Here is a 12,716-nt window from a genome sequence, read left to right as displayed (position 1 = left end):
CCGCTGCCCGGCCGGAGCCTCCGGCCGGGCAGCGGCGTGTCAGCCGTCGAGCCAGTCGCCCTCGACGCCCGTGGGACGGTATCCCGTGGCGTTCCAGAGGAAGTGCGGGTGGGCGGCGCCGAACATGTAGGCGAGCAGCGCGGTGTCCTCCCTCCCGGTCCGGGGGTCGTGGAGGGTGTGGAACTTCTCCGATCCGACCACGCCGGAGTCCTGTTGGACCTGCCGGGCGCGGTCAGGGGACGGTGCGGCGCCGGATGCCTCGACGGCGGCGATGTAGGTGCGGCGCAGGATCTCCCACGTACTGTCGATGTTGCCGTGCCAGGGTCCGTGCAGTGCTTCGAAGGCATGGAGCTCGCCGTCGAAGAGGGTCCAGGCCTGGGGGTGTTCGGCTCTGCAGCGTGCGGACAGTTCGGCGGCCCGGGTGCTGAGTGCCGGCGCGGTGGGCCTGGGGGCGATGGTGAGCGTGGTGCCGTCGGTGAGGATGCCGGTGCACGGGTTGGGCTGCAGGTCGCACAGCGCGCAGTCATCGGCCGGGGGGAGGCCCTGGGTGATGCCGTCAAACCACAGGGCGTGGCGGCCCGTGAGCCCCATCCAGACGACCGTGGTGGTCATCAGCCAGGTGTTCCACATGGGGTCGTGCGCCTCGGGCGTGCAGCCGTACTTGACGATGGCTATGGCGCAGGCGGCGTAGAGGGCCTTGGTGTGGGCGGGCATGTCGGCGAGCCAGAAGTTGCTGATCTCGCCGGTGAGGGCGTCGGCCCGGACGTCGGCCATGTCGTCGATGACGCGGCACAGCAGCAGGGAGGCGAGGTTCTCCTCCTGCCAGAGTTCGGTGTCGGGTGCGACGTGCCAGAACAGGCAGTCCAGCATCTGCAGCATGGAGTAGGTGCTGTGGCTGAGGGGGCTGGTCTGGGGGAGCGTGACGCCGCCCGCGTGGTGCTGTTGGAGCCAGTATTCGTCGACGGACCGCTTGTGGGCGGCGAAGAGCCCGGAGACCAGGGCCCGTGCGCTGTTGGTGCTGAAGTTCTCGGCCAGGCGCTCTTCGACGTGCTGGGTCAGACGCGTGGTGTCGATGGTGTTGATCACGCGCTTGTATTCGTGGAAGACGAGGATGTCGTCCTCGAAGCGGTGGCGGTGGCCGAGGTCTCGTTCGAGGTCGTTCATCTGCCGGGTCCAGGACCATCCACCGGTCAGGACGCTGTCGAGTTCCCGGCGGTACGGCCAGGTCTTGTCGATGAGAGGACGACCGGCACTCTGCCGCCAGCGGTAGTCGTCCAGCGTGCGGGCGGGGGGCGTCGGCAGCCGACGGCACAGAGGGCAGGCGCAGTCGGTGGTCTGCTCCGCCTCGCGCGGCGGGGTGAGTGCCCGGCTCCTCCAGGCCCCTTCCAGCATCGCGCAGGTCAGTCGGCAGAGCTCGATGTCGGTGCCGACCTCGGGGAAGGCCGCTTCTATCACGCTCAGGCTGGCATCGAGGTGCCTCAACCTGGCGTAACCCTCCTCGTCGGGCGGGAGGGACGCGGGCCGCGCCCGATGCAGAGCGCCCTCCAGACGCAGTGTCGTACTGGAGTGCGGGGATATGAGTGCGTCCAGCCGCTGCCGCGCGGCGTTCTGGCTCCTTCGGTACTCCTCCGTGCTTCCCTTGATGCGTTTCTCCAAGAGGCGGGCCAGGGCGTTCGCCGCCTCCGTGGGCTGGAGCGGGGCGCTCGGCTGCGCCGGGACCGAACTGTCGGCGGACGCCTGCGGAACAGTACCTACTACTCGGGATTTCACACCTGTCTCCCATCAAGCTGCGGACATTTAAGCTGTGGACATGACAAAAGCGATCGGCCGTGGTGGCCGGTCGGTCGTGTCCGAGAGTTTTCTGTGCCTTCTGCGACGGCCTCGCTGGTCGCCTGCGTGGCCGGTCAGGCGCTGCGCAACCTCCGGATCCGGGGTGCGCCGCAGCTCGGGGAAGGGCAGAGAATCCCACGATGTCTGCTGATGGGGGTGTCGAAGGGGAGATCGAACGTGACGTCCTGAGGCATGCGCTTCCTTCCGGGAGACGGCGGTGCAGAGTCCCCCCGGCCCTGCGAACGGGTGGCCGAAATGGCCACCCGTGCCCTCGAACTGAGCTTCTATGGCCGAAAGTTGAACCGAGAAGCGATACGAGGCTGCCCAGAGCGTAAATGATCTACGCGTGACCTCACCGTGATGTGCGTTACTGCTTACGCCTCATGAGCTGCGTACACTGCCTCCCCTCCCACATAGGTCAGTGCCACACCCGTATGCGCGATCGCCTCGCTCGGCCCGTCGAACGGGTCACGGTCCAGGACCACCAGATCGGCCAGCGCGCCCACCCGGATCCGGCCGGTGTCGTCGAGGTGGTTCACATGGGCCGATCCCGCGGTGTACGCGGTCAACGCCTCGGCGAGTCCGAGGCGTTCACCCGGCAGGAACACCGGGGCGTCGTCGGCGCCGGGTGTCACGCGGTTGACCGCGACATGGATCCCCTGGAGCGGGTCGGGGCTGCTGACCGGCCAGTCGCTGCCGGCCGCGAGCCGGGCCCCGGAGCGCAGCAGCGCGCCGAACGGGTACTGCCACGCGGCCCGTTCGGCCCCCAGGAAGGGAATGGTCAGCTCGTCCATCTGCGGTTCGTGCGCGGCCCACAACGGCTGGATGTTCGCCGTCGCGTCGAGCCGGGCGAAGCGCGCCACGTCGTCGGGGTGCACGACCTGAAGGTGTGCCAGATGCGGCCGGGTGTCGCTGGGCCCGTTCGCCGTGCGCGCGGCCTCGATCGCGTCCAGGGCGTCGCGTACGGCCCGGTCGCCCAGTGCGTGGAAGTGGCACTGGAAGCCGAGGGCGTCCAATTCGGTCACGTACTTGGGCAGTTGACCGCGGTCGATGAAACTCTTGCCGCGATTGGCGGTGGCGCAGCCGCACTTGTCCAGATAGGGATCGAGCAGGGCGGCCGTACCGTTCTCGGCGACCCCGTCCAGCATCAGCTTCACGGTGCCGGCACGGAACCGGCCGTGGCTCAACGCGGTCCGCTTCTCGACGAGTTCGGGAATCTGCTCGGCCCCGCGCTCGCGGTCCCACCACAGCGCACCCACCACACGAGCGGTCAGTGAACCGTCCCGAGCGGCCGCCAGATACGCACCCGAGGGATCGTCCATGCCGAGGAAGTCCCCGACCAGCGCGTCCTGCCAGGCCGTGATGCCGAGCGCGTGCAGATGGCGCTGTGCGTGCAGCAGCGCCGTCAGCCGGTCGGCCGCGGTGGCCGGGGGAGTGAACCGCCCGACGAGCTGCATCGCCCCCTCCTGCAGGGTGCCGCTCGGCTCGCCCGCCGCGTCCCGCTCGATGCGTCCGTCGGCCGGGTCCGGAGTGCCGCGGCCGACGCCCGCCAGCTGGAGGGCACGGCTGTTGACCCAGGCGCCGTGATGGTCACGGTTGGGCAGGTAGACCGGCCGGTCGGGGACGACGGCATCCAGGAGCTCCTTCGTCGGCGTACCGCCCTCGAAGGCCTCCATGGACCAGCCGCCGCCGAGGATCCACTCCCGCTCGGGATGCGCGTCGGCATACGCGCGGACCGCGGCGAGCGTCTCGTGCGCCGTCCGTGCCCCGGTCAGATCGCACTGGCTCAGTTCCAGCCCCGCCGGGATCGGATGGATGTGCGCGTCCTGGAAGCCCGGCAGCAGCAACCGCCCGGCCAGGTCGACCACCTCGGTCCGCGGCCCGGCGAGATCGTGGACCTCGTCGTGCCCGACGGCGGTGATGCGGTCGCCCGTGACGGCCACGGCGGTGGCGGTGGGGCCCTCGGGAGTGAGCACCGGACCGCCGGTGAAGAGGAGATCTGCGTGCATGTTCCGTTCCTGATGGGGGTCAGTTGGGGGTGGCGAGCAGCTGCGGCGCGTCCGCGTCCGTGCCGTCGCCCGTGCGGAAGTACGGCGACCTGCGCACCCACTTGGCCCACGCGGCGGCCAGGAAGCCGGACGCGATCATCACCAGGGGAGTCAGAAGCAGGAACCAGCCGTTGTCCGCGCGGAGTTCGAGATGGTCGGTCGAGGAGTAGAAGGACCAGCCGAGATAGCCGCCGAGTCCGAGCAGCGCCACGGCGCTGACCGTCGGCAGTACGACCGCCCGTACGCCCTGGCGCCAGTCCTCGCGCAGCAGCGAGCGGAAGCGCACCGCCGCCGCGAGGGCCGTGAGCGCGTACGACAGGGCGACGACGATGCCCACGGCGCTCACCGTCGCCATGATCATGTCCGCGAGCCGCGGAATGACGAGGGCGAGGGCCGCGATCGCCGTCGCGAGGGCGCCGATCAGCAGCGTCCCGGCGGCCGGAGTCCCGTACCGGGAGCTGACCTTGGACCACACCGGCCCGAGGGTACGGTCCCGGCTCATCGCGAACATCGCCCGGGCCGTCGGAATCACACCGGCCTGCAGCGAGGCGACCGCCGAGAACAGCAGCGCCACCAGGGGGAGCGCGGCCAGCGGCTGGGAGGCCAGCCGGTCCCCGAAGAACGCCAGCCCCTGGGCGCCGTGCCCGGCCAACTCCGGCTCGGAAAGGACCCGTTGGAAGGCCACCGAGCCGATCAGGAAGAGCGTCAGCATGGTGACCAGGGTGATGATCCCGGCGCGGGAGGCGTCGCGCGGGTCGCGCACCTCCTCGTTCACGCTGAACGCGGCCTCGAAGCCCCAGTAGCAGAAGACCGACAGCAGCAGTCCCTGGGCGAGCGCCGACGCCGACGGGATGGCGAACGGGTCGAACCAGCTCAGGCTGAAGGCGTGCGGCCCGTGGACGATGCCGTATCCGCAGAACCCGAGCAGGACGAGGTACTCGAAGACCAGCAGCCCGGTCTGCAGCCGCGCCGCCGTCCGGATGCCGGTGACCGCGGTGAGCGTGACCGCGACCAGGATCACGATGCCGACCGCGGTCGTCTGCACCGTCGAACCCGGGTCCAGGGCGAGCCCGGCGACCCGGTGCAGTCCGGCCTCCCCGGCGAGCTGGATCAGCGCCGACCCGGTCACCGCGGTGGTGTAGGCGAGGAACGCCAGCGTCGCCACGATGTTCACCCAGCCGACCATGAAGCCCAGCCACGGGCTGAGCGAACGGCCCACCCAGACATAGCCGTTGCCCGCGTTCGGCTCCACCCGGTTCAGCCGGGAGAAGGCGCCCGCGATGCCGAGGACCGGCAGGAACGCCAGCAGCATGATCGCCGGGAGATGCAGGCCGACCACACCGGCCGTGACACCCAGGCCGATGCCGATGCTGGTGGTGGCGGCCGTGCTGGACGCGGCGATGGCGATGCCGTCGAGCACACCGAGGGACTTGCGCAGCGCGGGCCGCGCCGGCGGGGCTGCACCGAAGGGCTGGTCGGACATGGCCGGTCTCCGCTCGCACCTGGGGGCCTGGGCGGCCCCGGTGAACGCACATGAAACTGCCCGGGGACTTAACAGGTCAACGGTGTTGTCATAAGGTGCGGGCACCGGCCCCAGGGAGGCAGTCCATGAGCGAGCGCGTCGTCCCCCCGACCGCCCGGCAGCGCAGACGGCCCACCAAGCAGGGCGTCGTCCTCTCCGAGGAGCTGATCGTCGCCACGGCCCTCAGATTGATCGAGGAACACGGCGCGGAGGCCCTGTCCGTCCGCCGCCTCGGCCGTGCCCTCGGCGCCGACCCGAGCTCGCTGTACCGCTACTTCCGGCACACCGACGACCTCATGCTCGCGATCGCCGACGAGCTCATCGGCCGTACCCTGCGCATCTGGCGGCCCACCGGCGACTGGCGGGCCGACCTGCGCGACCTCGGCCTGCGCATGCACGCGGGCGCCCTCGCCCATCCGCGGGCGGCCGTCCTGAGCTCGTACCGGGTGACCGGGCGGGCGTACGAGATCCAGGCCGTCGAGACCATCCTGGGCGTGCTGCGCGACGCCGGTTTCCCCGACGCCGAGGCGGTGCGGATCTATCACGCCTTCGTCGACCAGTCCCTCGCCTTCGGCGCCCTCGACTCGGCGAGCACGGCGCTGCCGAAGACCGCCCAGGAGGCGGAGGCGGGGGTATGGCAGGCCACCTACGCCCGGCTGCCCGCCGACACGCACCCGCACATCGCCGCGACGGCCCGCCACCTCGTGGCCGACATGCCCCGCAGCTCCTATCCGGCCGCTCTGGACCTGCTGTTGAGCGCCGCGGCGGCACGGCTGGCGGAGATCCGGGCACGGCCACGCGGGGCGGGGGAGCGGCCGGCCGCCGACTGAATCCGCCGGACCGGGATATCCGTGAAGTACAGGGCCGCGGGGCACGAAGTCCCGCGCCCCGGACCGTTCGGAGGAGACATGCCACTGGTGGAAGCGGGTTATCTGGTGCTCGACTGCCTCGAGCCCGAGAAGCTCGCCGTGTTCTACAAGGAGCTGCTGGCGGCCGAGGAGACGGACGCGACCGCCAACCGCGTGGAGATCAGGGGCGCCGACGGTACCCGGCTGGCCTTCCGCCGCGATGTGAACGCGACGCCGCCGAGCTGGCCGCGCCCCGAGAACTCCCTCCAGGTCCATCTGGACTTCATGGTGGAGGACCTGGACGCGGTGGAGCGCAAGGTGATCGAACTCGGCGGGCGCCCCCTGGACACGAAGGACGCGTCCGGCCCCTTCGAGGAACGCGGCTACGCCGACCCGGCAGGCCACTCCTTCACCCTGCGCCGCACCACACCGACGGCGCCGAAGCAGGGCTGAGACCGGCATCTCCGGCGGATCAGCCCGGCCTCACGGGATACGGGAGGGCAAGCTGATCCGCCGGACAGGTCCCTGCCCGTGTCAGTCGCGGCCGCCCTGGTCGTCGGCCGGCCAGACGCCGGTCGAGCGCTCGATGGCCTTCGCTCCGGTGCGGTCGACCGCACTGCGCACCACGGCGAACAGGGCGCCCTGGACCGCCGCGGCGAGCAGGATCTCTCCCCAGCCGCGGTCCCGGTCCAGGGCGTCGGGCGCGTCCTCCTCGTGCCGCAGCGCCATCCACGTCTTGCGGAAGGCGAGCGAGGCGATCGCACCGCTGGCCCAGCCCATGGCGAACCCCAGGGGCTTGTAGGCGAGGGGCAGCTTCAGTTTCCTCTTCTTCGTCTTCGCCACGTCTGTCTCCTTCATGGGTCAGGGCCGGCCCGGCGCCGCAACCACCTCGTCCGCCGGCACGGGCCCCGGCGGCGTCCCGTCGCCGAACGGCCGGCCGCCCAGCTCCTCGCGGTGATGGGGCGTCAGCCACCCGGACAGGTCCGGCCCGAGGGGCACGATCCGGGTCGGGTTGATGCCGGTGTGCACCTGGTAGTAGTGCCGTTTGATGTGGTCGAAGTCGACCGTGTCACCGAAGCCGGGCGTCTGGTAGAGGTCACGGGCGTACGCCCACAGGACCGGGTTCTCCGCGAGCTTGAAGCGGTTGCACTTGAAGTGACCGTGGTAGACGGCGTCGAAACGCACCAGGGTGGTGAACAGCCGGATGTCCGCCTCGGTGATCGTGTCGCCGACCAGATAACGCTGCCCGGCCAGCCGCGGCGTCAGCAGCTCCAGCCGCCGGAAGACACCGGCGCACGCGGCCTCGTACTCCTCCTGGTCCGTGGCGAAACCCGCCCGGTACACACCGTTGTTGACGTCCTCGTAGACGTCCGCCATCACCGAGTCGATCTCGTCCCGCAGGGCGTGCGGGTACAGGTCGGGGGCCCCGTCGCGGTGCAGGGCCCGCCACTCGGTGGCCAGGTCCAGGGTGAGCTGCTGGTAGTCGTTGGTGACCAGCTTCCCGCTGGGTACGTCGACGATCGCCGGCACGCTCACGCCGCCCGGGTAGCCGGTCTCCCGCCGGTCGTAGGCCTCGCTGAGGAAGCGGATGCCGAGGACCGGGTCGCGGCCGTCCGGGTCCAGGGAGAAGCGCCAGCTGCGGTCGTCCTGGATCGGGTCGGCGATGCCCAGGGACAGGGCGTCCTCGAGGCCGAGCAGCCGGCGCGAGATCAGCGCCCGGCTCGCCCACGGACAGGCACGGCTGGCCACCAGCCGGTAACGGCCCGCCTCGACCGGCCATCCGTCCCGGCCGTCCGCCGTGATCCGGTCCGTGAAGTGGCTCTTGGACCGCTTGAACGTCCTCTGCCCGTAGCTGCTGTTGCCCCCGCCGCCCATGATTCCTCCCTGCGTCGTGTGTCCCCCGAGGGCCGGGTTCCCCCTGTTCGACGACCGGGTTCCCCGCATTCCTTCGATTCCCCCGAATTGCGCCCGGCCGGTGTGAGCCGCCACCAGAGGGGCAGTCGGCGAAGGTGAGCGGGACATCCTCGACATCCTCGGACGACAAGGCGGACCGTAGGACACACGTCACCGTGCTGGTGGCGCTCGCCGCCAACCTGCTGATCGCGGTGGCCAAGGCCGTCGGCGGTCTGATCGCGGGATCACCCGCGCTGCTGTCGGAGGCGGCGCACTCGGTGGCCGACAGCTTCAACGAGGTCTTCCTGCTGGCCGCGCTGCGCCGCAGCCGCCGGCCGGCCGACAAGCGGCACCCCTTCGGCTACGGCAAGGAGCGGTTCTTCTGGTCACTCCTGGCAGCCGTCGGGATCTTCGTCATGGGCGGCTGCTTCTCCTTCTTCCAGGGCGCCGAGGCCCTCAAGAACGGGGCCGAGGAGAAACTGAGCGGGTATGTCGCCGGCCTGATCGTGCTGGGCGTCGCGTTCGTCGCCGAGGGCATCTCACTGCTGCGGGCCCTGCACCAGGTGCGCCGCCAGGGCGGCACACAGGGCATGCGTGACCCGGCGCTGCGCACCGTGGTCGCCGAGGACGGCACGGCGGTGCTCGGCGTGACACTGGCCGCCGCGGGCATGGCCCTGCACATGATCACCGGGCAGGTGGTGTGGGAGGCGTCCGCCTCGCTGGCGATCGGCGCGCTGCTCGTCTTCGTCGCCTACCACCTGGGCCGTGAGGCCCGCGACCAGCTGATCGGGGAGTCCGCCGACCCTCGCACGGCGGCCCGGATCCAGTCCCTGCTGGAGGCGCAGCCCGAGATCGACAGCGTGGAGGCGCTGTTCACGATGAAGACGGGCCTCGACACCGCCCTCGTGGCCGCCCGCGTCGACCTGGTGCCCGGCCTGGACAGCGAACAGGTCGAGGAGGTCGCGGTCCGGATCAAGCGGTCCCTCGCGAACACCGTGCCCGAGGCCTCCGAGATCTTCCTCGACATCACCGACCGGCCCGCCGATGAGGCACGAGAAAGCCCCGCCGCGACGGGGGAACGCGGCGGGGCCTGACGCACGCGTGCCCGGCGCCACCGGGTTCATGCGTCCTCGAACGAAGATTTTTTTCCGGCCCGGTTCAGCGGCCGGTCGGGCGGCTGTCGGAGCGCCTGTTTCCGGGACAGCCGAACCCGGCCCGGATCAGTGCTCCCCGTCGACCGGTTCCAGCACGAACACCGGAATCTCCCGGTCCGTCTTCTTCTGGTAGTCGGCATACGGCGGATACGCCGCCACGGCACGCTCCCACCACTCGGCCTTCTCGACGCCGGTGACTTCGCGGGCCGTCATGTCCTGCTTGGCGGGCCCGTCCTGGAGCTCCACCCGGGGATCCGCCTTGACGTTGTGGTACCAGACCGGGTGCTTGGGCGCGCCGCCCTGCGAGGCGACCAGGGCGTACCGGCCCTCGTGCTCGACGCGCATCAGAGGCGTCTTGCGGATCTTGCCACTCTTCGCGCCCCGGGTCGTGAGCAGGACGACGGGCAGGCCGGTGTCAAGGAGCGTCGTCCCCTTCGTGCCGCCGGAGCTCTCGTACAGCTCCACCTGATCGCGTACCCACTGCTCCGGGCTGGGTTCGTACTCGCCCTCAAGAGGCATGTCATCCGTCCCATCGTCGAGTTCTGCAGCTGACTGGCACCGCTTCAACATCGGTGCGCGCAAGATTCATCCATACCGCACTGCCCTCCGGGGTCGTGATCACGCCACGCGTCAGCAGATCGGTCATCGGCCGACCCCGCAACGGCTCCAGGCGTGGCCGGATCATGGAGGTGGCCGCCGTCGCCCCGGCCCGATTCCGATGCGCGAGCGAGCATCCCCGGCCAGAATGCCCGCGCCACCGATCTGGCCGAACTTCACGTCGTCCCATAGATGCCCCGGGCATCTAATGAAGATCTGCACGACGCACTCTTCGTCTGCGAGGTCTTCCATGACGGAAACGGAACCCGTCGCGTTCCCCCAGGACCGGACCTGTCCCTACCACCCGCCCACCGCCTACGACCCGCTGCGCGCCACCCGCCCGCTGAGCCGGATCACGCTCTACGACGGCCGCCCGGCCTGGCTCGTCACCGGGCACGCCCTCGCCCGCGAGCTGCTCTCCGACCAGCGCCTGTCGACCGACCGCACCCATCCCGACTTCCCGGCGCCCACCGAGCGGTTCACCGCGGTGAAGAACCGGAGGGTCGCGCTGCTCGGCGTCGACGACCCGAAACACCGCACGCAGCGGCGGATGATGGTGCCCAGCTTCACCCTCAGGCGCGCCGTCGAACTGCGGCCGCAGATCCAGCGGATCGTGGACGAGCGGCTCGACGCGATGATCGCGCAGGGGCCGCCCGCCGAGCTGGTGAACGCCTTCGCGCTGCCCGTGCCGTCGATGGTGATCTGCGCGCTGCTCGGTGTCCCGTATGCCGACCACGAGTTCTTCGAGGGACAGTCCCGCCGGCTGCTGCGCGGCCCCACGGCCGACGACGTGCAGGACGCGCGCAACCAACTGGACGCGTACTTCGAGGAGTTGATCGACAGCAAGCTGAAACAGCCGGAGCCCGGCGACGGCGTGCTGGACGAACTCGTCCACCAGCAGCTGCGCGAGGGAGTGCTCGACCGCCAGGAGGTCATCTCGTTCGCGACCATCCTGCTGGTCGCCGGCCACGAGACGACCGCCAACATGATCTCCCTGGGCACGTTCACCCTCCTCCAGCACCCGGAGCAGCTGGCCGAGTTGCGCGGCAACGCGGAGCTGCTGCCCGGTGCCGTCGAGGAGCTGATGCGCATGCTGTCGATCGCGGACGGCCTGCTGCGCCGGGCCACCGAGGACATCGAGGCCGGCGGCACGACGATCCGGGCGGGTGACGGCGTGGTCTTCGCCACCTCGGTCATCAACCGCGACGAGGACGTCTACCCCGCCCCCGACACCCTCGACTGGCACCGCTCCGCCCGCCACCACGTCGCCTTCGGCTTCGGTATCCACCAGTGCCTCGGCCAGAACCTGGCCCGCGCCGAGCTGGAGATCGCCCTGCGCACCCTCTTCGACCGGCTGCCCACGCTCCGTCTCGCCGCCCCGGCCGACGAGATCCCCTTCAAACCCGGCGACACGATCCAGGGGATGCTGGAACTCCCCGTGACCTGGTAAGAGGCTCAAGGCCATGCACACCGACACGCACATCGAGATCGACAAGGACGTCTGTATCGGCGCGGGCCAGTGCGCCCTGGCCGCCCCGGGCGTCTTCACCCAGGACGACGACGGATTCAGCACGCTGCTGCCGGGACGGGAGGACGGCGGCGGCGACCCGATGGTGCGCGAAGCGGCCCGGGCCTGCCCGGTCGGCGCGATCACCGTGTCCGGGGGCTGAGAGCCCGGGGCTCAGCCCGCCCGCACCAGCAGGCGTGCCGCCTCGCGCGCCTCCCGGGCGGGCTCGACGCTCTGGGTGATCCCGGCGGTGACCATGGCGCCCTCGGCCAGCAGGAACAGCTGCCCGGCCAGGGCGCCGGGCAGCCCCGCGTCCGCCACGAGCCCGGCGAGATACTCCCGGAACGCCCCCTTGTGCGCCCGTACCTGGGCCGTCACCCGGGCCGACGAGGCGCCCAGCTCGCCGTAGGAATTTATCCACGCGCACCCACGGAAACCGTCCTCGGCGAACCACAGCTCCAGCCAGTCGAAGACCGCCAGGATCCGCTCCTCGGGCCCTTCCTGCCGCTGGACGAACTCGGCCAGGCGGCCGCGCCAGCGCACGTCACGCCGCTCCAGATACGCCTCCACCAGCTGCTCCTTCGCCGGGAACAGCTGGTAGAGCCGCTTGAGCGAGAGGCCCGAGGCGCCGCGGATCTCGTCCATGCCGACGGACTGGATGCCCCGCCCGTAGAACAGCTCCTCCGCGGCATCCAGCGCCTGCTCCCGGGCGACTGCACTGTCCATGACGGCCATGCGGCGTACGACCTCCCCTTTGACGTGTTCGCTTGACGCGAGAACGAGCGTTCTCCTACGGTAGCAGCCCGGCGGAGAACGCTCGTTCTCCGCCGCGTACGCCCTTCGAGGAGGATTCATGGCCGCCGACCGCCCACCCCTGCCCCCGTTCACCCGCGAGACGGCCGCGCAGAAGGTCCAGGCCGCCGAGGACGCCTGGAACACCCGTGACCCACACAAGGTGGCGCTCGCGTACTCGGAGGACTCGGTGTGGCGCAACCGCGACACCTTCGTCACCGGACGGGCCGAGATCGTCGAGCTGCTGACCGCGAAGTGGGAGCGCGAGCTGGACTACGCGCTGCGCAAGGACCTGTGGGCCTTCTACGGCAACCGCATCGCGGTCCGCTTCCAGTACGAGTCCCGCGACGCCGGCGGTCAGTGGTGGCGCTCCTACGGCAACGAACTGTGGGAGTTCGACGAGCACGGCCTGATGACCCGGCGCGAGGCCAGCATCAACGATGTGCCGATCGAGGAGAAGCAGCGGCGCATCCACGGCCCGCGGCCCGAGGCCGAACGGGGACGGTCCTTCCCGCTCGCTTAGCG

The 12,716-nt window shown here is 70.6% G+C and carries 13 protein-coding genes; 6 read left to right on the top strand and 7 right to left on the bottom strand.

Annotated elements, in window-relative coordinates; all coding sequences use genetic code 11:
• Positions 1-39 precede the first annotated feature (39 nt).
• From ACFY1U_RS32410 to ACFY1U_RS32400, 3 genes are all read right to left on the bottom strand, one after another.
• Positions 40-1,770 (bottom strand): hypothetical protein, encoded by a 1,731-nt coding sequence (locus tag ACFY1U_RS32410; RefSeq protein ID WP_390697693.1) that lies wholly within the window; start codon positions 1,768-1,770, stop codon positions 40-42.
• Positions 1,771-2,204: 434 nt separating this feature from the next.
• Positions 2,205-3,839 (bottom strand): amidohydrolase, encoded by a 1,635-nt coding sequence (locus ACFY1U_RS32405; protein ID WP_390697691.1) that lies wholly within the window; start codon positions 3,837-3,839, stop codon positions 2,205-2,207.
• 19 nt (positions 3,840-3,858) lie between these two features.
• Positions 3,859-5,361 (bottom strand): APC family permease, encoded by a 1,503-nt coding sequence (locus ACFY1U_RS32400; protein WP_390697690.1) that lies wholly within the window; start codon positions 5,359-5,361, stop codon positions 3,859-3,861.
• Positions 5,362-5,486: 125 nt separating this feature from the next.
• Between ACFY1U_RS32400 and ACFY1U_RS32395 the strand changes: the two genes are divergently transcribed.
• Positions 5,487-6,230 (top strand): TetR/AcrR family transcriptional regulator, encoded by a 744-nt coding sequence (locus tag ACFY1U_RS32395; RefSeq protein ID WP_390697689.1) that lies wholly within the window; start codon positions 5,487-5,489, stop codon positions 6,228-6,230.
• Positions 6,231-6,308: 78 nt separating this feature from the next.
• Positions 6,309-6,701: a VOC family protein gene (locus tag ACFY1U_RS32390; RefSeq protein WP_344401306.1), complete on the top strand. Its 393-nt coding sequence runs from the start codon at positions 6,309-6,311 to the stop codon at positions 6,699-6,701.
• Positions 6,702-6,782: 81 nt separating this feature from the next.
• Here the strand turns inward: ACFY1U_RS32390 and ACFY1U_RS32385 are convergent, their stop codons facing one another.
• Positions 6,783-7,106, bottom strand: a complete 324-nt coding sequence (locus ACFY1U_RS32385; protein WP_390697688.1) for a DUF4235 domain-containing protein — start codon at positions 7,104-7,106, stop codon at positions 6,783-6,785.
• A 3-nt stretch (positions 7,107-7,109) separates the two neighbouring features.
• Positions 7,110-8,123: a glutathione S-transferase family protein gene (locus ACFY1U_RS32380; protein ID WP_390697687.1), complete on the bottom strand. Its 1,014-nt coding sequence runs from the start codon at positions 8,121-8,123 to the stop codon at positions 7,110-7,112.
• Between the two features lie 134 nt (positions 8,124-8,257).
• On the opposite strand from ACFY1U_RS32380, the gene ACFY1U_RS32375 reads away from it, so the two are divergent.
• Entirely contained in the window at positions 8,258-9,235 is a 978-nt protein-coding gene (locus tag ACFY1U_RS32375; protein WP_390697686.1) for a cation diffusion facilitator family transporter, read from the top strand.
• A gap of 126 nt (positions 9,236-9,361) precedes the next feature.
• Here the strand turns inward: ACFY1U_RS32375 and ACFY1U_RS32370 are convergent, their stop codons facing one another.
• Complete coding sequence (locus ACFY1U_RS32370; RefSeq protein ID WP_390697685.1) at positions 9,362-9,814, bottom strand: nitroreductase family deazaflavin-dependent oxidoreductase; 453 nt, start codon at positions 9,812-9,814, stop codon at positions 9,362-9,364.
• 328 nt (positions 9,815-10,142) lie between these two features.
• On the opposite strand from ACFY1U_RS32370, the gene ACFY1U_RS32365 reads away from it, so the two are divergent.
• Both ACFY1U_RS32365 and ACFY1U_RS32360 read left to right on the top strand, forming a co-directional pair.
• Positions 10,143-11,342 (top strand): cytochrome P450, encoded by a 1,200-nt coding sequence (locus tag ACFY1U_RS32365; RefSeq protein ID WP_390697683.1) that lies wholly within the window; start codon positions 10,143-10,145, stop codon positions 11,340-11,342.
• A gap of 13 nt (positions 11,343-11,355) precedes the next feature.
• Positions 11,356-11,562: a ferredoxin gene (locus ACFY1U_RS32360; RefSeq protein WP_344401312.1), complete on the top strand. Its 207-nt coding sequence runs from the start codon at positions 11,356-11,358 to the stop codon at positions 11,560-11,562.
• A gap of 11 nt (positions 11,563-11,573) precedes the next feature.
• Here ACFY1U_RS32360 and ACFY1U_RS32355 read toward each other — a convergent pair whose 3' ends face one another.
• Positions 11,574-12,125 (bottom strand): TetR/AcrR family transcriptional regulator, encoded by a 552-nt coding sequence (locus ACFY1U_RS32355; protein WP_390697682.1) that lies wholly within the window; start codon positions 12,123-12,125, stop codon positions 11,574-11,576.
• Positions 12,126-12,252: 127 nt separating this feature from the next.
• On the opposite strand from ACFY1U_RS32355, the gene ACFY1U_RS32350 reads away from it, so the two are divergent.
• Entirely contained in the window at positions 12,253-12,714 is a 462-nt protein-coding gene (locus tag ACFY1U_RS32350; RefSeq protein WP_390697681.1) for a nuclear transport factor 2 family protein, read from the top strand.
• Positions 12,715-12,716 lie beyond the last annotated feature (2 nt).

The organism is Streptomyces sp. NPDC001351, from assembly GCF_042896045.1.
Classification (GTDB): Bacteria; Actinomycetota; Actinomycetes; order Streptomycetales; family Streptomycetaceae; genus Streptomyces.
The sequence above is the reverse complement of the archived record's forward strand: the minus strand, read 5'-3'. Positions and strand labels throughout refer to the sequence as shown.